Here is a 20,952-nt window from a genome sequence, read left to right as displayed (position 1 = left end):
ACCTCTACAAACAGCTACTCTCCGGGAACCAGCCCTGCAGGCCGCCCCACTACACCTGCGCCACTATACGCATCGAACTCCTCCTCACCAATGCCCAGCCAGGTCGACAAAACATCACGCCCATGCTGCCCCAGCAATGGTGGTGCGGACTCATACTCAACGGGAGATGCCGAGAGCCTCAGAGGGCTCGCTACAAAAGCTTGCTCACCCGCTATTGAATGATGCATCGACACTTTCATCTTCCGATGCTTCACCTGAGGATTGGCAAATACCCGATCCAATGTATTGATGGGGCCACAAGGCACATTGGCGATTTCCAGGCATTCCAGCCATTCATCGAGCTGCCGCTGAAGAAAAATTTTCTGCAACTCCTCCACCAACGCATCACGATGCGCCACTCTGGCAGAGTTGGTAGCAAAACGATCATCACTCCCCCACTCCGGCACTCCCAGCACATCACAGCAACGACGAAACTGCTCATCATTGCCTACTGCCAGCATCAGATGACCATCACTTACGGCAAACACTTGATAAGGCACTATGCTCGGATGAGCGTTGCCGCGTCGTTCAGGTGCCACTCCCGTTGCCAGATAATTCATACCCTGATTGGCTAACGTCGCGACCTGAACATCAAGTAAAGCCAAATCAATGTATTGGCCCTCACCACTGTGCTGGCGTTGATATAACGCCGCCAGAATGCCAATGGCGGCATAAAGGCCAGTGGAAATGTCTGTCAACGCCACCCCCACTTTCGCTGGCTCACCCTCAGGATCCCCGGTCAAGCTCATTAATCCGCCCATGGCTTGAATCATGGCATCATACCCAGGTCGCTGAGCATAAGGCCCCGTCTGTCCGAAGCCAGTGATGGAGCAATAGATCAGCCGGGGATTGAGCAACTTCAAGCTCTCATAGTCCAGACCATATCTGGCCAGCCCACCCACCTTATAATTTTCGACAAGAACATCAGCCTTGAGTGCAAGCGCCCGCACCAGGGCCTGCCCCTGCGCTGTTGAAATATCAATGGCCACTGACTGCTTGCCTCTATTGGCACTCTGAAAGTAGGCCGACTCGCCACTGTCGATGCCGTTCTCATCAAGCAAGTTAGGTGGCCCCCAATGACGGGTATCATCGCCCTCATTGGGGCGCTCAATCTTGACCACCTCCGCTCCCAGATCGGCAAGAATTTGTGTCGACCAGGGCCCTGCGAGCACTCGGCTCAGATCAAGTACTCTGACACCACTCAAGGCTTTCATTACTTGAATGCCTGCAAGCCAGTCTGAGCACGCCCCAGAATAAGGGCATGTACATCATGAGTACCCTCGTAGGTATTAACAGCCTCCAGATTCATCACGTGACGAATGACGTGATACTCATCAGAAATTCCGTTACCGCCGTGCATATCTCTCGCCACACGGGCAATTTCCAGCGCCTTGCCACAGGAGTTGCGTTTGATCAGGGAAATCAACTCGGGCGCACACTGCTCTTCATCCATCAAACGACCGGCGCGCAGGCACGCCTGCAAACCAATACTGATTTCCGTCTGCATGTCGGCAAGCTTTTTCTGGATCAACTGCGTTGCCGCCAGAGGACGATCGAACTGTGTGCGATCCAGACAATATTGGCGCGCCTGCATCCAGCAAAACTCAGCCGCCCCCAACGCTCCCCAGGCAATGCCATAGCGCGCTTTATTCAGGCAGCCAAAGGGCCCCTTCAAACCCTCAACATTGGGCAACAGATTCTCGTCAGGTACAAAAACGTTATCCATTACGATTTCGCCTGTAATCGAGGCGCGAAGGGAGAACTTACCTTCAATTTTTGGAGTGCTCAGCCCTTCCATACCACGCTCAAGCACAAAACCACGAATGACTCCCTCGAGCTTGGCCCATACCACCAGCACGTCGGCAATCGGCGAATTGGTAATCCACATCTTGCTTCCAGTAACGCTATAGCCACCTTCCACCTTGATCGCCCGGGTTTTCATGCTGGCCGGATCAGAGCCCGAGTCAGGTTCAGTCAGACCAAAGCAACCGACCCACTCACCGCTGGCCAGTTTCGGCAGGTAACGCATTCGCTGCTCTTCACTGCCGTAGGCATAGATTGGATGCATCACCAGCGAAGACTGCACACTCATGGCGGAGCGATAGCCACTATCGACTCGCTCCACTTCACGGGCGACCAGCCCGTAACACACATAATTGACATTGGCGCAGCCATATTTCTCAGGCAAGGTTGCGCCCAGCAACCCTAATTCACCCAGCTCGTTCATGATCTCACGATGAAAATACTCATGACGGTTGGCCTCTCTTATCCGGCTGAGCAGCTTGTCCTGAGCGTAATCATGCGCCGTCTGCATGACCATTCGCTCCTCGTCACTTAACTGATCCACTAACAAAAACGGGTCTTGCCAGCTGAAAGAGACCTTTGACATGCAGCACCTCAAAATGTCGATATTTTTATAAAATGTGGTTTTTATTGCATTACAGAGACAAAGCGTAGCCAAATTTATCAGCGCTACAAGGCATCTTTTGTCTAAGCACGTCCATCATTCCCCTACACAAACATGACTTTTCTATCGAATTACCTTTGTTTACTTGAGCATGCCCGACGCGCAGTTCACACTTCGGAAACGTGACTGTGGCGGTTACCTGCTGGCTATCCTGTAGCCGGTAAGTATGCTGCATCCGATTCAGACTCAAAGGACGGACGAACGAGGGATTTCAGCATGCGCTTTCTTGTCCTTGCACTTGCACTGACCACCGCAACGACCAGTTATGCCAGCAACTTGCAGCTACCAGCCAATGCCAGCCTATGGGTGGAGGGTCACAAAGAGCTGAGCAAAAACAGCACCCTTCCCCGCGCCCCTGCCTCAACGCTAAAAGTCCTCACCGCACTCTATGCAATAGATACGCTGGGGCTCGACTACCACTTTAAGACACCACTGTGGATTGATAAAAACGGCATGCTCTGGGTAGAAGGCCAGGGCGATCCCAGCATTACTTCTGAGACGCTGGAGGCAATGGCTGACTACGTCAAGAGTCGAAACATTGCTCAAATTTCCGGCATTGGCGTAGACAGCAGCTACTACGCCAGCAATCAGATTCCTGACGGCATATCAGAAACCGCCAACCCATACGATGCCATGCCTGCGGCGCTGATCCTCAATTACAACACCATCTTTATCAAACGGGTCAACGGCAAAATTCTCTCTGCCGAGCCACAAACTCCACTGACACCGACGGCACTGTTCTATGCGGCCAAACTGCAGGGTAATCAGGAGCGCATCAACCTCGGCAACAATCCGGTCGACTTCCAGACCTATTTTGCTGAACAGCTGCGTGCACAGCTGGAGAAAAAGGGGATTACAGTGCGCAACCTTATCAAGATCGCCAAGACACCCGCCAATGCGCACCCGATTGGCAACTTTGAAAACCCCAAGACATTGCGAGACGTACTGCAGGACATGCTGTACTACTCCAACAACATCATTGCCAACCAGCTGTTCCTGACACTCGGCGCGATGCAGCAAGGCCGCCCATCCACCTTAGAGAAATCTCAGCTGGCGATGACCAACTTCGTCGATGAGCACTTCAAGTGGCAACAATTTCATATTGAAGAGGGGTCAGGCCTGTCGAGGAAAAACCATATCAGCGCGGCACAACTGGGCGAGTTGCTGGAAACGTTCCGCCCTTACCAAAGCTTATTAAAAGAATTCAGTCCGGAACTGCAGGCCAAAACAGGAACACTGTCCGATGTCAGCGCTCTGGCAGGCTACGTGAAGGTCAATGATCAATGGGTCCGTTTTGCCCTGATGATGGATCACTCAGGCGCACCCGGCTTACGCTTCAGCCTGGCAAATGCACTACGCCAGCAACTGGCACACTCTGCTCCAGTAAAGAAAAAAGAGCAGGTCGCCAAAGCAACGGCATTAAAAGAAAGCAGCAAACTGAACAAAGATCTGGATAAAAAAGAGAGCCTTGCCGCGCTGCCTAATTAGCCAGCGCGTTCATGCGAGGAATAACAAGGCTCCAGGCACCCAGTGAATACCCAACCGGATAGGGCATTCGTTACGGATCAATTCAGGGAAGGGAAGACACAAGCTGGTAACGCTGCGATGGCTGGCAGCGTTACCTTGTTTCAGAACACGTTACATTCTCAGATCACAATCATCTCATTAAGCCATCTGATCCTGATTAGCCACGGTAGTAACGCTGTGGCACAAAAGGCATCGCGGCAACGGTCATCTTCAGAGGCTTGCCACGCACCATAGCGAAGACTTCACTACCAGTAGTGGCGTGCTCGATAGCGACGTAGCCCATGGCTACCGGAGCCTGAGCAGTAGGACCAAAGGTACCCGACGTCACCTGCCCAATGACTTTACCGTCCGCATCTACCAGCTCAGTACTTTCCCGTACAGGGGCGCGACCTTCACCTTTCAGTCCAACGCGCTTGCGTGACACTTCTTTGGTGCGAATCTGCTCAAGAACGGTTGCAGCTCCGGGGAATCCACCTGCACGCTCACCGTCCTGACGACGTGACTTGGAGATGGCCCACAGCAAGCTAGCCTCGACAGGCGAGGTGGTGGTGTCAATATCGTGGCCGTACAGGCACAAACCTGACTCCAGACGCAGGGAGTCGCGTGCGCCCAGACCGATAAAAGCCACCTCTTCATGCTTGAGCAGCTCGCGAGAGAAACGCTCGGCATCAGCCGCAGGCACGGATATTTCGTAGCCATCTTCACCGGTATAGCCAGAACGGCTAACCATGCACTCAATACCCAGTAATTCATAGACGCCAGCATCCATGAACACCATTTTGGCCAGTTCAGGATTGATGCGAGCCATTACCTCGGCGGCTTTCGGCCCTTGTATTGCCAGCAAAGCACGATCATCAAGCACCTCAATGGTCGCCTGCTCGCCAATATGACTACGAAGATGAGCAATATCCTGATCTTTACAGGCAGCATTTACTACAACGAACAGATGATCACCGAAATTGGCAACCATCAGATCGTCCAAGATGCCACCCTGATCATTGGTAAACAGTGCATAACGTTGCTTGCCCAGAGGCAAGTCCTGAATATCTACAGGCACCAGCTGCTCAAGCAACGCAGCCGCTTGCGGGCCATGCAGCTTCAACTGCCCCATGTGAGACACATCGAACAAACCTGCTGCTTCGCGAGTATGCTCGTGCTCCTTTTTGACACCCATTGGATACTGAACAGGCATCTCGTACCCGGCAAAGGGAACCATCTTGGCACCTAACTCGACATGCAGTGCAAAAAGAGGTGTTTTCAGCAGGTTTTGTTCAGACATGACGTACTCCAGAGCAGCACCAGACAGGACCTGGTTCCAATCTTCTATGCACTTGCCTCAATTTTGAGATCCGTGCCCATTAACGATCTTTCATCAGCATTGGTTGTGCTACGCATTCGCTGCCAGCAGCACTTTGCAGAATGCACGCAAGCCTAAGTCTAGTTGAGGGAGAACTCAACAGCATCACGTTCACTATTGGAAACTCAATCAACTAAAAGTGATCAAAATTCAGCAATGGAGAGGCATTCTAATATGAGCTCAGGCGGCCAAATCATTAATTATACTAATGCTTCTATTAATCCATCCCTCTGCAGCAGCGTTGAGCACTCCCCTATACTGCCATCTCATCAGAGCACACTGAGCAGATTAGTACTGATAATTGAACTACTGCAGATCCTATAAGTTTCCAATAGGAAACTTCCTTAGACATCAGACCTGCCGTACCGATTGTCATTACCAGCACTGCAATAAGCCTCACAACCACCCCAAGTAAAGAGATGCAGCCATCCTTCTCTCCTGAGAGGCAGCAACTATGCAGGTGGTACCGCATGGAAAGTGAGGCACAACCATAAAAATCTGGCTCGCGCTGCAGGAATCAGTAGCAGAGCCACCCGTAGCACAGGCACAGAGCGTATGTCACTTAGCGTGTTTGATCTGTTCAAAATCGGCATTGGCCCCTCCAGCTCCCATACCGTGGGGCCCATGTGGGCAAGCTTTCGCTTTATTCAGGAACTGAAAGACCGCGATGTTTTTACCAGCACCGCTCGTGTCGATGCTCATCTCTATGGTTCTCTGGCCCTCACAGGTAAAGGCCATGCAACGGATGTAGCCACCTTACTGGGTTTGATGGGGGAACGCCCCGACCTGACAGACCCCGATCAGGTCAACCACCGGATTGAACTGCTGCGCAGTTCGGGTGCGCTGATGCTGGGCGGAGAGCGCCCGATTCCTTTTAACGAGACAGATAATCTGGTGTTTCATTTCACCCACTTTCTCGCCAAGCATCCTAACGGCATGGAGCTGAGAGCCTTCGACAGCGCAGGCATCATCCTGCACCAGCAAACCTACTATTCAGTAGGTGGCGGATTTGTGTTGTCTGAACCAGAAACAGAGCAAAGCAGTGAAGACCGCACCCGCCGGGACGATGACGTGCCCTACCCGTTCCGTAACGCACAGGAACTTCTGGCCCTGTGCAAAGAGCACAAGATGACACTGGCGCAGCTGGTACGTGAAAACGAAAAGACCTGGCGCAGTGAGGAAGAGTTTCGTCAGGGTGTGCTGAATATCTGGCAGGTCATGGATAACTGCATCCGTCGGGGCTGCAAGGAAACCGGTGAGCTGCCGGGCGGACTGAAAATCAAACGGCGCGCCGCCAAGCTCTACAAAGAGCTGACCGAACGCCCGGAAGCGGGCTTCAAGGATCAGTTGACCGTCATGGACTGGATCAACCTCTACGCCATGGCCGTCAATGAAGAGAATGCAGCAGGTGGGCGTGTAGTGACGGCGCCAACCAATGGTGCTGCGGGCGTCATTCCAGCGGTACTGGCCTATTACGACCGCTTTATCCCCAACTCCAATGAAGAAGGCATCATCAACTTCCTCACGGTCGCCGCGGCAATTGGCATGCTGTACAAACGCAATGCATCCATTTCTGCAGCTGAAGTGGGCTGTCAGGGTGAAATCGGTGTCGCCTGTTCCATGGCTGCAGGTGCACTTTGCGCCGTGCTCGGCGGGACTAATGAACAGATCGAGAATGCCGCTGAAATCGGTATGGAGCATAACCTTGGCCTGACCTGCGACCCCATCGGCGGTCTGGTGCAGGTCCCCTGTATCGAACGCAACACCATGGGTGCTGTCAAGGCGATCAATGCGGCTCGACTGGCGTTGCGTGGGTCAGGTGAGCATCACGTTTCTCTCGACAGCGTGATCGAAACCATGCGTCAGACGGGCATGGATATGCAGGCAAAATACAAAGAAACCTCCACCGGCGGCCTGGCCGTCAATGTCGTCAACTGCTGATCTCACGCATCTGGGGACCGCTGCTCAAGAGCATATCCTCTGCAACCTGTATCTGCTTTAGAGGCCATTTCATGTCAGACAATATCGCTGCGTTTTTTACCCAGTCACTGGCGGAAAGTGATCCGATCCTGCACCAGGCACTGTCTGGTGAAGGTCACCGCCAGCAGGATCAGATTGAACTGATCGCCTCTGAAAATCTGGTATCACAAGCCGTGCTTGATGCCCAGGGCAGCCTGCTGACCAATAAATATGCCGAAGGCTATCCGAGCAAGCGTTACTACGGTGGCTGTGAATACGTCGATATTGCTGAAGGTTTGGCTATTGAGCGGGTGAAGAAACTGTTCGGCTGCCAGTTCGCTAACGTTCAGCCCCACTCAGGCGCACAGGCCAATGGCGCTGTCATGCTGGCACTACTGCAACCCGGCGATACCATTCTTGGCATGGCACTGGATGCGGGTGGCCATCTGACTCACGGCGCGCGCCCCGCCCTCTCAGGCAAGTGGTTCAATGCCGTGCAGTATGGCGTGAGAGAAGACGACCATCTTATCGACTTTGATCAGGTTGAAGCGCTGGCGCTGGAACACAAACCCCGCCTGATTATTGCCGGAGCCTCAGCCTATCCCCGGGTACTCGACTTTCCTCGTTTCAGGGCCATCGCCGACAAAGTAGGTGCCCTGCTAATGGTCGATATGGCCCATATCGCCGGTCTGGTCGCCACTGGCCATCATCCCAGCCCATTCCCTCACGCCCATGTTGTCACCAGTACCACGCACAAAACCCTGCGTGGTCCACGCGGTGGACTGATCCTCACCAACGACGAAACGCTGGCAAAAAAGATCAACTCCGCCATTTTCCCCGGCTTGCAGGGTGGCCCTCTGATGCATGTTATTGCAGCGAAGGCCGTCGCCTTCGGCGAAGCACTGCGCCCGAGCTTTACCGGCTATATCGAACAGGTGATTGCCAATACTCAGGCACTGGCCGATGTCATGCTGGAACGCGGCTGCCAGCTGGTATCAGGGGGAAGTGACAATCACCTGCTGCTGGTTGACCTGCGCAGCAAAGGACTGACCGGTACCGCGGCAGAACAGGCACTTGAGCGTGCAGGTATCACCTGCAACAAAAATGGAATTCCTTTCGATCCACAGAAGCCTACGGTGACCTCAGGCATTCGTCTGGGCACACCGGCGGGCACCACACGTGGATTTGGTAGCGACGAGTTTCGTCAGATCGGTCACTGGATCAATGACGTACTGGATGCGTTGCATCAGAACCCTGAAGGTGACGATGCTACTGAGCGACGAGTGCGCAGGGAAGTCCAATCCCTGTGCAAACGCTTTCCTATATACGACTACTAATTAGCGGGAAAAACCGGATAATAGCGGAAAAATTTTTCCTTTAATCAACTTTTTCAATACAAGCGGTCAGAAATGGCCCGTATTTAACCCATAGGAAAAGAAAATGAGTCAGATTCCAGCCAACCTGCTTTACACCGATACCCACGAGTGGATTCAGGACAACGGCGACGGCACCGTCACCATCGGCGTTACTGATCATGCTCAGGAACTGCTTGGTGATGTTGTCTTCGTTGAGCTGCCAGAAGTAGGTCGCGAGCTGGCTGCCGGTGAAGAGTTTGGTGTTATCGAGTCTGTAAAGGCGGCGTCTGATCTGTACGCTCCCGTCTCTGGTGAAGTGGTTGAGGTCAACGATTCGCTGAACGACAGCCCTGAACTGACCAACAACGAGCCTTATGCCGAAGGCTGGATCCTGAAAATGCGCCTGAGCAATGCTGATGAATTGTCTCAGCTGCTCAGTGCTGACAACTATACTCAGGTTGTCGAAGACGAAGCTCACTAAGAACGCAGCTGCGATCACGTGAGCAAAGGCCACCAGCGCGGTTCTTCAAAGCCATGTGGCCGATGCGCAACCGATCGTGAATACGTTCTGATAGAAAGCTCACTATTCAACATGCCAGGGAAGGCAAAACACCCTGAAGAGAGCGTGCCAGCTCATCTTCGGGATACTCGGTAAAACCTCAGCGGAACCTCCGATCAGGCGTTACCGAAAACCATTGGGCTTCGGGCCGGGCTACCGACCCAGCAAATTGACCTTTTTACGGTTGTCCGGGCTGTCCCTCTGATACAGGGAAGCACTTCCGGCCACATTGCGAGAAACAGGTACTACGATGAGCACCCTAAGCAACCAGAGTCTGCAGCAGTTAGAGCAGCACGACGATTTTATTCAACGTCACATTGGCCCCTCTGCCACTGACGTCAATGCCATGCTGGCCAGCCTCGACCAGCCTTCCCTGGAAGCCCTGATCAACAACACCGTGCCTGCCAGCATCCGTCTGCAGACTCTGCTCAATCTGGGTGACAGCAAAACGGAAGAGGAAGTGCTGGGTTATCTGCGCAGCCTCGCCGACCAGAACATCGTCAACAAGTCCTACATCGGTATGGGCTACTACGACACCATCGTGCCCCCTGTCATTCTGCGTAACGTGCTGGAAAATCCGGGCTGGTACACTGCCTACACTCCTTATCAGCCCGAAATTTCCCAGGGCCGTCTGGAAGGTCTGCTGAACTTCCAGCAAATGGTCATCGACCTGACCGGTATGGAACTGGCCAACGCCTCTCTGCTGGACGAAGCCACTGCAGCAGCCGAAGCCATGGCACTGTGCAAACGCTCCAACCGCCTGAAGACCGACAAGTTCTTCGTAGCGTCCGACGTGCACCCACAAACCATTGATGTACTGACTACCCGCGCCAAGTACTTTGGTTTCGAGCTGGTCGTAGGCAATCCCTACACCGAACTGGCCAGTCAGGAAGTCTTTGGCGTGCTGCTGCAATACCCCGGCAGCACCGGAGAAGTCCATGATCTGGAATCCCTGATCAAACAGGCTCACGGTCAGAAAGCATTGGTTTGCGTAGCCGCAGACCTGATGAGCCTGGTGATGCTGAAGTCCCCAGGCGAACTGGGCGCAGACGTTGTTGTCGGCTCTGCCCAGCGTTTCGGCGTCCCTATGGGCTTTGGTGGTCCACATGCCGCGTTCTTCGCGACCAAAGATGCCTACAAGCGCACCATGCCCGGCCGCATCATCGGTGTTTCCATTGATGCCCGTGGCAAGATGGCCCTGCGTATGGCCATGCAGACCCGCGAGCAGCATATCCGCCGCGAGAAAGCGACCTCCAACATCTGTACCGCACAGGCGCTGCTGGCCAACATGGCTGGCTTTTACGCCACTTTCCACGGCCCTGAAGGGCTGAAGAAAATCGCTGGCCGTATCCATCGCCTGACCTCCATTCTGGCGCGCGGCCTGCAGCAGAAAGGCATGGCTCTGCTGCATGACTCCTGGTTCGACACCATCACTGTGGTTGCCGGTGAGAAGCAAGGCGCACTGTACCAGGCAGCACTGGATGCAGGCATCAACCTGCGCAAACTGGATAGTGACAAGCTGGGTATCAGCCTGGATGAGCGCAAGACCGCTGCGGATGTTGCGGAACTGTTTGACGTTCTGCTGGGCACAGGCCATGGCCTGAACGTCAGCGATCTGGATGCCAGCATTGTGGCTGACAGCTATACCGGCATTCCTGCCGCCTATCAGCGCAGCAGTGCCTTCCTGACCCACGAGACCTTCAATCGCTACCATTCCGAAACCGAAATGCTGCGTTACCTGAAGCGTCTGGAAAACAAGGACCTGTCACTGGCTCACGCCATGATCCCGCTGGGCTCGTGCACCATGAAGCTGAATTCCACCAGCGAAATGATGCCGGTAACCTGGAACGAATTCGCCAATATCCACCCCTTCGCACCGAAAGCTCAGACCCGTGGCTACCATGCCATGATCAAAGAGCTGGAAGACGCACTGGTAGAAATCACCGGCTACGACGCGGTATCCATGCAGCCTAACTCAGGTGCTCAGGGCGAATACGCCGGTCTGGTCGCCATTCGTCGCTACTATGCCAGCATTGGTCAGGATCACCGTGATATCTGCCTGATCCCCAGCTCAGCACACGGCACCAACCCTGCTTCTGCGGCCATGGCCAACATGAAAGTGGTCATCGTCGAATGCGACGAACAGGGTAACGTCGACATCGCTGATCTGCGTGCCAAGGCAGAAGCGCACTCTGCTGATCTGGCCTGCATCATGATCACCTATCCTTCTACTCACGGTGTATTCGAGGAAGAAGTGGTGGAAATCTGTGACATCATCCACCAGCACGGTGGTCAGGTGTACATGGACGGCGCCAATATGAATGCGCAGGTTGGCCTGTCTCAGCCCGGCAAGTTCGGCTCGGACGTTTCTCACCTCAACCTGCACAAGACCTTCTGTATTCCTCACGGCGGTGGCGGCCCCGGCATGGGCCCAATCGGTGTGAAGAGCCATCTGGCGCCCTTCCTGCCCAACCATGTGGTCAACAACATTGACGGTCTGGAAGTGGAAGGTAACACCGCGGTGTCAGCTGCACCCTTTGGTAGCGCCCTGATCCTGCCTATCTCCTGGGTATACATCAAGCTGATGGGGGCTGCGGGCCTGCGTCAGGCAACCCAGCTGGCCATTCTCAACGCCAACTACGTCATGAGCCGTCTGGCACCGCACTACCCAGTGCTGTTCCGCGGCAAAAATGGCAACGTGGCGCACGAATGCATCATCGACATTCGTCCGATCAAGGCGGCTTCCGGTATCAGCGAAGAAGACATCGCCAAGCGTCTGATGGACTACGGCTTCCACGCTCCCACCATGTCCTTCCCTGTGGCAGGCACATTGATGATCGAGCCTACCGAGTCTGAATCGAAGGCCGAGCTGGATCGCTTCTGTGATGCGATGATTGCTATCCGTGAAGAGATTGCCAAGGTACAGGAAGGTGTCTGGTCTGCGGAAAGCAACCCGTTGGTACATGCCCCTCATACTCTGGGTGACCTGACCGATGGCTGGGAACGTGCATACTCTCAGGCGGAAGCGATCTTCCCCAAAGGGGTATCGCCCACCAGCAAATACTGGCCAACCGTGAACCGTATCGACAACGTCTACGGTGACCGTAATCTGGTGTGCTCATGCCCAAGCGTTGACAGCTATCGCTGATAACGCGGGCAATCCTTCTACAGCAACATGATCGCTACAGAAGGACCACCCCAGTAAATGCAAAGCCCGGCAGAAATGCCGGGCTTTGTTGTTTCATGAAAGCTGAAAACTACGGATTCTAGCTCACCTATCCGGGCTACGGTCAGCTTCAGCTACAAATCGGCCCAGCGAATCCAGCGGCACATGCAGCTCACTGCAGCGGGCGAAAGCCTCCAGCAGATAGTCCACCGCCACCCTGACACGCGAAGGCAGCAGCGCACGGTGAGGATATTGAATGACCATCTCGTAGTTCTCCGGATGGAGATAATCCTGCAGCACCAGCTGCAGTTCACCCGAGAGCAAGCAGGGATAAACAAGATGCACACCAATGCGAGCAATACCAAGCCCGCTGCAGGCCGCCTGAATCACCGACTCCGGCGTCGTCAGCGTCAGGACGGCATTAGCGGAAGGGTCAACGCTGCTGATCCCACCGTCCCGCTGCCTGAAACTCCAGTTGGCAACACGCCCACCCAGAAATCGCCGGGCAATCAGCCGGTGTTCGTTCAACGCATCAGGAGATAAAGGAATACCGTATCGTTCAAGGTAGACAGGTGCTGCCACCAGTACCGGGATCATCCTGTAGATGGGCCTTGATATCAGCGCCGAGTCGGCAATACTGCCGCCGCGGATCACCAGATCGTAACCCTCTCGCACCAGATCGACGATGCGGTCGTCAAAATCCACCTCAATGGACAGCTCAGGATACCGTGCCAGTAATCCCGGCAATTGCGGCATTAAATAACCGTGGCCAAAGGCTGTGCTGGTGGATATACGAATACGCCCGCTCGGCCCCGCACGCTGGTTTACGACTGTATCGACTGCGGTATCCAGTGCCTGCAGGGCAATGCGCGCCTGTTGCAGAAACAGCGCGCCTTCATCGGTCAGCTGCAGCGTCCGCGTGGTACGGTTCATTAACCGCACCCCGAGCGCCTTTTCCAGACTGGCCACATTCTTGCTGACCGCGGCCGAACTGATCGCCAGCATCCGTGCTGCCGCGGCAAAACTACCGGCATCGGCAGCATGGACAAAAGACAGGATGGCGCGCACACGCTGAGAAGAATCCATGATGTTGCTTCTATGCCGTAGACAGACTAAGCACACCCTAATGTGCAGCAGCGCATTGATCAACGTCTGAGCCAGACGCCTTCTGGCATCATTATTTCTGCTCTGCTGAATACTGGCTGCTGCACTGGTTCGGTGGTCAGGCGGCAATGGCATTGCTCAAATGCTCGGACAGCCGCTGTCTAAACTGGCTGACCTGCTCATCAGAGGCATTCATCGCCTCATACATGGCCAGCGGACTGCCATACTGCATGCCGACATAGAGCGCAGAGGCTTTCATCGGCGTCAGCACCTCTTCAATCGTACTTTGCACCAGACCGGCGGCTGAATACGTAAATTCACTGGCACCCGTTGTGGTCACCACCAGCATTTCCTTACCCTGCAGCGCCTTGCCATTCGGTCCGAACGCCCAGCCGTAGGTCCAGACCTCATTCAGGTAGGCCTTCAACATCGGCGTCAGGTTGAACCAGTGCACCGGAAACATATACACCACACGATCAACCCCTTCATACGCGGCCTGTTCAGCAGCGACGTCAAATCCTGAGGTATTGCTGCCATAAAGGCTTTCCAGATTGCGCACCGTTACCTGCGGCAGCTCCTTCACAGTGGCTTCAAGGGTTTTGATCGCTTTGGACTGTTCAGGATAGGGATGAGAGACGATAACCAGTGTTTTCATGATGGAACCTGCAATAGTGCTTGTTGAATAGGGGTGACGGTGCAAAACGATGATCAGCGTACTTAACCGGCCAGACCCTCGATCAGCCAGGCGTTGGTATCTGCTGCGGCGTGACGGTAAGGGATGAGCTGCTGATAGGCTTCAGAAGCATGCCAGGCCTGCGCCATGTCCAGGCTTTCAAACGCCAGTATGACAACCGCGCCCATCGGCCCCTGCCCCTCTACCACCTGTTGCTGACCGTGAAGTGTAAGCAGCTTGCCACCATAGGCTTTATAGGTGGCCTCCACCCCGTCCAGATAAGGCCCGAGTTGGGACGGATCATGAATCCGCACATCAAACAGGAAGTACGCAGGTGCTGCTTTGGCCATAACGTTAATCCCCATGGGGTGAATGATGTCGTGAATGCGACAGCGATGACCGGGATTATGAGCAGGTCTATTCGCAACTTTAAGATGGCTCCGGGTTGAATACTTATTAACTCTGAGTTGAGGATGCCGATGAATCGGTCAGTGCGGGGCGAAAGGCTGGGGTTACAGCCTGCCTGATGGCATCCGACGGGGGCGGACGCAACAGGCACCGCGTCCCCAGACACAGCCTGCGCGCCAGTCTGGATCAGTCAGAAGTAAAAACCCGGCAAGATGGCCGGGTCTGATATGGCTCGCGGGTATCTGGAACCTGTTCGCAAGCCACGGAAGTGGTTCTACACATGAATCTGTCAGCAATCCCGACGGTTTCCTGCGCAGTCCTGTTCAGCGCCTGTCTATCCCTGCAGGTAGACGGCGTGAGTGTGGGTGTATTCATACAGCCCATGTTTACCGTCAGCGCCACCAATACCGGATTTACGCACACCTGCATGGAACCCCTGCATCGCTTCAAAATTCTCCCGGTTGATATAGGTTTCACCAAACGAAAGCTCACGGCAGGCGTACATGGCTTTGCTGATGTCCTGAGTATAAATGGATGATGTCAGTCCGTATTCGCAGTCATTGGCGAGCACGACGGCCTCCTCCAGACTGTCCACGATTTGGATCGGCAATACCGGTCCAAATATCTCCTGTCGCATGATCTCCATGTCACTGCGGCAATCGACCAGCACGGTGGGTTCATAGTGGAAGCCACTGGCTCTGTCAGCTACCTTCCCGCCCGTCTGCAGCGTGGCCCCTTGTGCCATTGCCGTTTTCACTTTTTCCGCCACCTTGTTCAGGCCCGCCTGATTAATCAGCGGCCCCATGTCGACAGAAGCGTCAGCTAGGGGATCGCCATAACGTGTCATCGACATGGCATGAGTGATCCGGGCGATGAACTCATCAGCCACGTTACGCTCGACATAGACGCGCTCCGCACAGTTGCACACCTGTCCGGTGTTGATAATGCGAGAGTCACGAATCGCCCTGACTGCCAGTTCCAGATTGGCATCGGCCAGCACAATGGCAGGAGCCTTGCCTCCCAGTTCAAGATTCAGCTTGGTGATATGGGGAGCGGCCGCCGCCATGATGCGCTCACCAGTACTGACACTGCCGGTGAAACTGATCATATCCACGCCCTTATGCTGACTTAGCCACTGGCCAACGCTTCCACCCCCACTAACGACATTGAATACGCCGTCTGGCAATCCGATCTCTGCCACCAGCTGAGTGAACTCAAAGCAGTTGTTAGGCGTTTCTTCGCTGGGCTTGATGACAATGGTGTTCCCTGTCAGCAGGGCCGGCGCCATCTTGCGCGCGATAAGAAAGAACGGGAAATTCCAGGGTAAAATGCCGGCGACCACACCCAGCGGTTTACGAAACAGCATGATGGTCTCGTTGGGTCTGTCGCTGGTCAGTATTTCACCCTCGATACGCCGTGCCCATTCCGCCATGTAGTCGAGATAGTCTGCGGTAAAGTTCACCTCGACCTCAGCCAGACCAAGGGTTTTCCCCTGCTCTGCCGAAATAACGCGCGCCAGACGGGGCACATGAGCACGAATGAGTGTAGCGAGCCTGCGCAGATAAGCAGCCCGGCTGATGGCTGGTAATCGCGCCCAGTCTTGCTGGGCAGATCGGGCTGCTGACAATGCCTGCTCGACCTCTGCCTGACTTGAGGCAGGGACTCTGGAGATCAGTGCCCCCGTAGCCGGGTTGAAAACGTCGAGAAGCGCTGAAGCAGCCGTAAACTGGCCGTTGATATAGTTCTGATAAACAGGAACAGCTTGACTCATGATGGGTCACTCCACAGAGGGGACACCCCTCTTTCGCTTTATTGTTATGTCCCCTGACCACACCAGGTCAGGGGCGGGTAACTCACGCAATACAAAGCTCAGTACGTCGTGACACCTGAGGGCGTACCCAGCGCCTCTACCGTGTCTGAGCGATAGCCAGCCAGCGTGCTGACAGCCGCCTGCCGGAGCAGACTGATATCAATAGCCACGGCAATAAACCGGCAACCCCAGTCCCGGTAGCGCAAGGCGTCTTCCCTGCGCGGCGCAAGAATGCCCGAGGCCTTGCCTGCGTTATGTGTCGCTTCAAGGGTGCGACGAATACTGTTCTGCACATCAGGATGATTCGGATTGCCGGGATACCCCATGCTGACAGACAGGTCTGCAGGGCCAACGAAAACCGCATCCACGCCTTCCACAGCAGCAATTTCAGCGGCATTCTCAACACCTTTGCAGGATTCAATCTGCACGATCAGACACAGCGACTGATGCGCAGTCTGCAGATAATTTTCCACTCCGTCCCAGCGTGTTGCGCGTGTCAGACCACCTCCTACACCGCGAATACCATAGGGTGGATAGCGCATCGCCTGCACCAGCTGTCTGGCCTGTTCGGCACTTTCAACCATTGGAATCATCAGAGTCTGCGCCCCTACATCTAGCAGCTGCTTGATCAGCGCCGTATCACTATTGACGGCTCTGACGACAGGCTGACAGTCATAGGGGGCGACGGCCTGCAGCTGGTTCAGAATGGAGGGCACGGTATTCGGGGCATGTTCGCCGTCAATCAGCATCCAGTCATAGCCCACCGTAGCCACGATTTCTGTACCGTAACTGCCGGCGAATCCCGCCCAGATGCCGTACAGGGCTTCCGGGCTTTGGCTGTACAAAGCGGCTTTGAATGTGTTGGTTGGATTAAGCATGTCAGTCATCTCCCTAAGGCAGTTCGCGATCAACGTTCAAATGGGCGATGCAGCTGGCACTCAGGATTCAGACGCACGCCAAATCCGGGCTTATCCAATACGCTGATGGACAGGCGGCCATTGACGGGTACCGGCTCATCCAGCAACAGCGGCGTGAACATGGGCACCACCTTCTCGGCTGCCGCATCCATCATCAGAAACTCAGCAAAGGGACTGTTATGGCGGGTAAAGACGAAGTGGTAGCTGTAGACGGACGAACCGTGCGGCACCACCAGCTTGTTATGGGCATCGGCCAGCGCAGAAATCTTGATCAGCTCGGTGAGGCCACCGCACCACCCCACATCAGGCTGAATGATGTCGCAGCACTGCATCTCCATCAGCATCCGGAAGCCCCAGCGCGTCGCCTCATGCTCTCCTGTCGTCACCAGCATGCCTTGCGGTACTTGCTTGCGTAACTCGGCATAGCCCCAGTAATCATCAGGCGGCAGTGCTTCTTCGATCCACTTCAGCCCGTACTGCCAGGCCTGTTGCGCCAGCCGGGTCGCGTAGTTGACGTCCAGACTCATCCAGCAGTCCAGCATCAGCCAGAAATCATCACCCACCCGCTCACGCATGGTCCGAATCTTTTCCAGATTCTTGCGCATGCCCTCTTCGCCATCCGACGGGCCGTACTGCAGGGGCATCTTGCCACCAATGAAGCCCATCTCCCTGGCCAGATCAGGGCGCGCCCCGGTGGCATAGAAAGGCATCTGCTCGCGCACGGCACCGCCAAGCAGCTGATGCACCGGCTCTTTACGCACTTGCCCCAGCAGATCCCATAACGCCAGATCAACACCCGATATGGTATTCAGCACTACGCCCTTGCGGCCGTAATACAGCGTGGCGTTGTACATCTGGTCCCAGATCCGTTCGATATCGGTGACCCGTGCGCCCTCCAGAAATCGGGCCAGATGCTTTTCGACGATATAGGCACCGATTTCGCCTGCTGTAGTAACGCCAATGCCCACGTCACCATTACTCGCCTCTATTTCGACTACCAGTGTCCCCAGCACGTTAATGCCGAAACTTTTCCTGCTTTGTTTGAATTGCGGATATTTACTCATCGGGGTCGATATATGGTCGTCAATCCAGTGATCATTTCCCTGATCGTGATAATCGGCACCACCACCTCTGACCACATAGGCTTTGACGCTTTTAATAACAGGCATATTCATAGTGACAATCTCTTTAAACGTTATGACAGGTGCGTCGATGGTTGATTAAGAAAAGGCTGGTTTCTCTGGCGAACAGTCAGAAGTAAAACAGCAGCTACGACGGTCAATGCAGCGAGGATGTATAAACCTGCTGAAGGTGACTGATAAGTAGCCTCGGCCCAGCGTTTGATATTCGGCGCGATGAATCCGCCGATGGCACCGAAGGTATTGATCAGTGCAATACCACCTGCTGCGGCAGTCCCGGTTAGATAAGCTGATGGGAATGTCCAGAACACCGGCTGCACAGCGATAAATCCTGCTGCGGCAAAACACAGGGCGATAAAGGCCAGCGTCGGGTTAGAAAGCGCGACAGACAGCGCAATGCCTGCACCTGACATCAGAATGGTCATGGCAGCAGTCTTGCGGCGCTCACCCAGGCGATCAGAAAGAGAAGGAATGAAATAGGCCGCGACCAGCGCACATATCCACGGAATGGCAGTAAACAACCCCACCACCAGGCCTACTTCACGGCCTACCAGATTGGCTACCTGGGTTGGCAGGTAGAACACCACGCCGTAAACGCTGCATTGGATCAGCATATAAATGATGGCCAGGTGCAGTGTTCTGGGATTGGCCAGCGCGACACGCAAACTGCCGGAGTGATGGCCCAGTTTGTCCTTGTTTTCATCGTCGAGAACTTTTTGCAGCCACGCTCGCTCATCATTTGACAACCATTTGGCATCGGCCGGGCGATTATCGAGGTAGAAATAGGCCCAGATACCCACCAGCGAAGCCAGCAAACCTTCAATCAGAAACAGCCATTGCCAGCCTTTCAGGTCAGCGATGCCATGTAGTTCCAACAGGAAACCTGATAACGGGCCACCAAAAATAAAGGCAATTGGCGCACCGAAATAAAAGAATCCCATCGCCTTGGCGCGGTTATTCGAGGGGAACCAGTAAGTCAGATAAAGAATCACGCCCGGAAAGAAACCGGCTTCTGCCACTCCCAGGAAAAAACGCAATACATAAAATGAGGTTTCACCCTGCGCAAACATCATCGCGGCAGATACCAAACCCCAGGTCACCATAATTCGGCACATCCAAAGTTTGGCCCCCACGCGCTGCATAATCAGATTGCTGGGTACTTCCAGCAGCGCATATCCAATAAAGAATATGCCTGCACCAAAGGCATAAGCGGCATTTGAAAGGCCGGTATCAGCCTGAAAGGCGGCTTTGGCAAAGCCCACATTGGCCCTGTCGAGAAAGGCCATGACATACATGAGCAATAAGAATGGCAGGAGTCGCCAGGCGACTTTTTTAACGACAATGTCAGGTAGGTTTTTCATTTCACTTTCCATTTATTTTTGTTGTTAAGGCAGTGTCACTTTAAGAACTTGTTGTGATTCACGTCTAATCCGGATTTACTTAAAACCGATAACAAAAAGGTATTTCAGGAGACGCGAATATGCTGAGCAGCCATCTGTTAAATGTGCTTTGTAACAGGCTGAGGTATAAACATCTCGTCATGCTGGTAACGCTGGGAAACAGCCTGAACATGCACCGCGCCAGCGAAGCACTGAACGTCTCTCAGCCCGCGGCGACACGCATGCTGCAGGAAATCGAGGCCGCTTTTGACTGTGAACTGTTTGAACGCTTCAACCGCGGGATGCGCCCCACCGCCATTGGTCTTGAAATCATCCGCTTTGCGCAGACAGCCCTGAATGGCCTTGAGCGCTGCTCAGAAGATATTGTCCGCTTCCAGAAAGGCGGGTTTGGCCACCTTACCATCGGCACCATCATGGGAGCCGCTCCCAGTCTGGTGATTGAAACCATTGCAGAGATCAAGCGGCTCAGGCCCCGGCTGCATATCACCATCAGCGGCGACACCAGTGATCAGCTGATTGAGCAACTGGAGCTGGGAAAAATCGATGTTGCCATCGGCAGAAGAAGCCTTCTCGGCAGCCGTTCACACTTCAGCTTTGAACCGCTCAGTAATGAAAAACTGATTGCCGTCGTCCACAGTGCTCATCCTTTGCTGCAACAGCCCGAGCTGGACATGGCCGACGTGGTCAACAACTGGCCATGGATTCTGCAGCCTGTCAGCAGCCCGGCCCGGTATGCGATAGAGCAGTACCTGCGGCGACTGGATCTGCCAACGCCCACAGACGTGACCGAATGCAGCTCGGTATTTGCCATGCTGCAACTGATCCAGATTACCGATGCGGTGATGATCCTGTCGGAGTCGGTACTGGTTGACTATCTGCGGATGGGGCTGATCCGCGAGCTCCCTATTGCGGTAGACGCACACCTTGAACCCTTTGGCATTCTGATGCGCGATGATGAACCACTCAGCCGCGAGCTGGATATCTTTCTGAGCCTGCTGCGTCAGCGTGCCCGCCCTCCGCAGCCCTCTTTGAGCCCCTGATCACTGGCCATACGTCGATGGCGACGCAGAAC

Annotated in this window: 16 protein-coding genes; 6 read left to right on the top strand and 10 right to left on the bottom strand. The window is 54.6% G+C overall.

Annotation, left to right across the window (positions count from 1 at the left end; genetic code table 11):
• Positions 1 to 14 precede the first annotated feature (14 nt).
• Positions 15 to 1,253, bottom strand: a complete 1,239-nt coding sequence (locus QCD60_RS21310) for a CaiB/BaiF CoA-transferase family protein (protein WP_279788229.1) — start codon at positions 1,251 to 1,253, stop codon at positions 15 to 17.
• Positions 1,253 to 2,428, bottom strand: a complete 1,176-nt coding sequence (locus QCD60_RS21305; protein ID WP_279788228.1) for an acyl-CoA dehydrogenase — start codon at positions 2,426 to 2,428, stop codon at positions 1,253 to 1,255. Before QCD60_RS21305 ends, QCD60_RS21310 begins: the two co-directional genes overlap by 1 nt.
• Before the next feature lie 294 nt (positions 2,429 to 2,722).
• On the opposite strand from QCD60_RS21305, the gene QCD60_RS21300 reads away from it, so the two are divergent.
• Positions 2,723 to 3,994 carry a D-alanyl-D-alanine carboxypeptidase gene (locus tag QCD60_RS21300; protein WP_279788226.1) on the top strand — a complete coding sequence of 424 codons (1,272 nt, stop codon included), beginning with the start codon at positions 2,723 to 2,725 and terminating at the stop codon, positions 3,992 to 3,994.
• Between the two features lie 196 nt (positions 3,995 to 4,190).
• Here the strand turns inward: QCD60_RS21300 and gcvT are convergent, their stop codons facing one another.
• Positions 4,191 to 5,312 carry a glycine cleavage system aminomethyltransferase GcvT gene (gene gcvT, locus QCD60_RS21295; RefSeq protein WP_279788224.1) on the bottom strand — a complete coding sequence of 374 codons (1,122 nt, stop codon included), beginning with the start codon at positions 5,310 to 5,312 and terminating at the stop codon, positions 4,191 to 4,193.
• A 633-nt stretch (positions 5,313 to 5,945) separates the two neighbouring features.
• Between gcvT and QCD60_RS21290 the strand changes: the two genes are divergently transcribed.
• The 4 genes from QCD60_RS21290 to gcvP all read left to right on the top strand — a co-directional run bounded on the left by QCD60_RS21290 (position 5,946) and on the right by gcvP (position 12,411).
• On the top strand, positions 5,946 to 7,331 hold the full coding sequence (locus tag QCD60_RS21290) for an L-serine ammonia-lyase (protein WP_279788221.1): 1,386 nt from the start codon (positions 5,946 to 5,948) through the stop codon (positions 7,329 to 7,331).
• Between the two features lie 71 nt (positions 7,332 to 7,402).
• Positions 7,403 to 8,686 (top strand): serine hydroxymethyltransferase, encoded by a 1,284-nt coding sequence (glyA, locus tag QCD60_RS21285; RefSeq protein ID WP_279788219.1) that lies wholly within the window; start codon positions 7,403 to 7,405, stop codon positions 8,684 to 8,686.
• 103 nt (positions 8,687 to 8,789) lie between these two features.
• Entirely contained in the window at positions 8,790 to 9,185 is a 396-nt protein-coding gene (gcvH, locus tag QCD60_RS21280) for a glycine cleavage system protein GcvH (protein ID WP_104152404.1), read from the top strand.
• A gap of 328 nt (positions 9,186 to 9,513) precedes the next feature.
• Complete coding sequence (gcvP, locus tag QCD60_RS21275) at positions 9,514 to 12,411, top strand: aminomethyl-transferring glycine dehydrogenase (RefSeq protein WP_279788216.1); 2,898 nt, start codon at positions 9,514 to 9,516, stop codon at positions 12,409 to 12,411.
• Positions 12,412 to 12,534: 123 nt separating this feature from the next.
• Here gcvP and QCD60_RS21270 read toward each other — a convergent pair whose 3' ends face one another.
• The 7 genes from QCD60_RS21270 to QCD60_RS21240 all read right to left on the bottom strand — a co-directional run bounded on the left by QCD60_RS21270 (position 12,535) and on the right by QCD60_RS21240 (position 19,853).
• The gene (locus tag QCD60_RS21270) at positions 12,535 to 13,515 is read right to left on the bottom strand and encodes a LysR family transcriptional regulator (protein WP_279788214.1); all 981 of its coding nucleotides are present in this window, start codon (positions 13,513 to 13,515) and stop codon (positions 12,535 to 12,537) included.
• A 136-nt stretch (positions 13,516 to 13,651) separates the two neighbouring features.
• A complete protein-coding gene (locus QCD60_RS21265) occupies positions 13,652 to 14,188 on the bottom strand; it encodes an NAD(P)H-dependent oxidoreductase (RefSeq protein WP_279788211.1) in 537 nt (178 codons plus the stop codon).
• Positions 14,189 to 14,250: 62 nt separating this feature from the next.
• Entirely contained in the window at positions 14,251 to 14,556 is a 306-nt protein-coding gene (locus tag QCD60_RS21260; protein WP_279788205.1) for a DUF1330 domain-containing protein, read from the bottom strand.
• A 392-nt stretch (positions 14,557 to 14,948) separates the two neighbouring features.
• On the bottom strand, positions 14,949 to 16,385 hold the full coding sequence (gene aldA / locus QCD60_RS21255; protein WP_279788204.1) for an aldehyde dehydrogenase: 1,437 nt from the start codon (positions 16,383 to 16,385) through the stop codon (positions 14,949 to 14,951).
• A 98-nt stretch (positions 16,386 to 16,483) separates the two neighbouring features.
• Entirely contained in the window at positions 16,484 to 17,302 is an 819-nt protein-coding gene (locus QCD60_RS21250) for an HpcH/HpaI aldolase/citrate lyase family protein (RefSeq protein WP_279788203.1), read from the bottom strand.
• Positions 17,303 to 17,331: 29 nt separating this feature from the next.
• Positions 17,332 to 18,516, bottom strand: a complete 1,185-nt coding sequence (gene rhmD, locus QCD60_RS21245) for an L-rhamnonate dehydratase (protein WP_279788202.1) — start codon at positions 18,514 to 18,516, stop codon at positions 17,332 to 17,334.
• A 20-nt stretch (positions 18,517 to 18,536) separates the two neighbouring features.
• Positions 18,537 to 19,853: an MFS transporter gene (locus QCD60_RS21240; RefSeq protein WP_279788201.1), complete on the bottom strand. Its 1,317-nt coding sequence runs from the start codon at positions 19,851 to 19,853 to the stop codon at positions 18,537 to 18,539.
• 167 nt (positions 19,854 to 20,020) lie between these two features.
• On the opposite strand from QCD60_RS21240, the gene QCD60_RS21235 reads away from it, so the two are divergent.
• On the top strand, positions 20,021 to 20,920 hold the full coding sequence (locus QCD60_RS21235) for a LysR family transcriptional regulator (protein ID WP_279788200.1): 900 nt from the start codon (positions 20,021 to 20,023) through the stop codon (positions 20,918 to 20,920).
• The last annotated feature ends 32 nt before the right edge of the window (positions 20,921 to 20,952 follow it).

Source organism: Pokkaliibacter sp. MBI-7, from assembly GCF_029846635.1.
GTDB lineage: Bacteria > Pseudomonadota > Gammaproteobacteria > Pseudomonadales > Balneatricaceae > Pokkaliibacter.
Note: the sequence above shows the minus strand (reverse complement) of the source record. Positions and strands in the feature narration are given on the sequence as shown.

Excerpts from the sequence above, each read along its gene's own strand:
- QCD60_RS21310 (WP_279788229.1), bottom strand. The coding sequence starts at position 1,253 with ATGAAAGCCTTGAGTGGTGTCAGAGTACTTGATCTGAGCCGAGTGCTC.
- QCD60_RS21305 (WP_279788228.1), bottom strand. The coding sequence starts at position 2,428 with ATGTCAAAGGTCTCTTTCAGCTGGCAAGACCCGTTTTTGTTAGTGGAT.
- QCD60_RS21300 (WP_279788226.1), top strand. The coding sequence starts at position 2,723 with ATGCGCTTTCTTGTCCTTGCACTTGCACTGACCACCGCAACGACCAGT.
- gcvT (WP_279788224.1), bottom strand. The coding sequence starts at position 5,312 with ATGTCTGAACAAAACCTGCTGAAAACACCTCTTTTTGCACTGCATGTC.
- QCD60_RS21290 (WP_279788221.1), top strand. The coding sequence starts at position 5,946 with ATGTCACTTAGCGTGTTTGATCTGTTCAAAATCGGCATTGGCCCCTCC.
- glyA (WP_279788219.1), top strand. The coding sequence starts at position 7,403 with ATGTCAGACAATATCGCTGCGTTTTTTACCCAGTCACTGGCGGAAAGT.
- gcvH (WP_104152404.1), top strand. The coding sequence starts at position 8,790 with ATGAGTCAGATTCCAGCCAACCTGCTTTACACCGATACCCACGAGTGG.
- gcvP (WP_279788216.1), top strand. The coding sequence starts at position 9,514 with ATGAGCACCCTAAGCAACCAGAGTCTGCAGCAGTTAGAGCAGCACGAC.
- QCD60_RS21270 (WP_279788214.1), bottom strand. The coding sequence starts at position 13,515 with ATGGATTCTTCTCAGCGTGTGCGCGCCATCCTGTCTTTTGTCCATGCT.
- QCD60_RS21265 (WP_279788211.1), bottom strand. The coding sequence starts at position 14,188 with ATGAAAACACTGGTTATCGTCTCTCATCCCTATCCTGAACAGTCCAAA.
- QCD60_RS21260 (WP_279788205.1), bottom strand. The coding sequence starts at position 14,556 with ATGGCCAAAGCAGCACCTGCGTACTTCCTGTTTGATGTGCGGATTCAT.
- aldA (WP_279788204.1), bottom strand. The coding sequence starts at position 16,385 with ATGAGTCAAGCTGTTCCTGTTTATCAGAACTATATCAACGGCCAGTTT.
- QCD60_RS21250 (WP_279788203.1), bottom strand. The coding sequence starts at position 17,302 with ATGCTTAATCCAACCAACACATTCAAAGCCGCTTTGTACAGCCAAAGC.
- rhmD (WP_279788202.1), bottom strand. The coding sequence starts at position 18,516 with ATGAATATGCCTGTTATTAAAAGCGTCAAAGCCTATGTGGTCAGAGGT.
- QCD60_RS21240 (WP_279788201.1), bottom strand. The coding sequence starts at position 19,853 with ATGGAAAGTGAAATGAAAAACCTACCTGACATTGTCGTTAAAAAAGTC.
- QCD60_RS21235 (WP_279788200.1), top strand. The coding sequence starts at position 20,021 with ATGCTGGTAACGCTGGGAAACAGCCTGAACATGCACCGCGCCAGCGAA.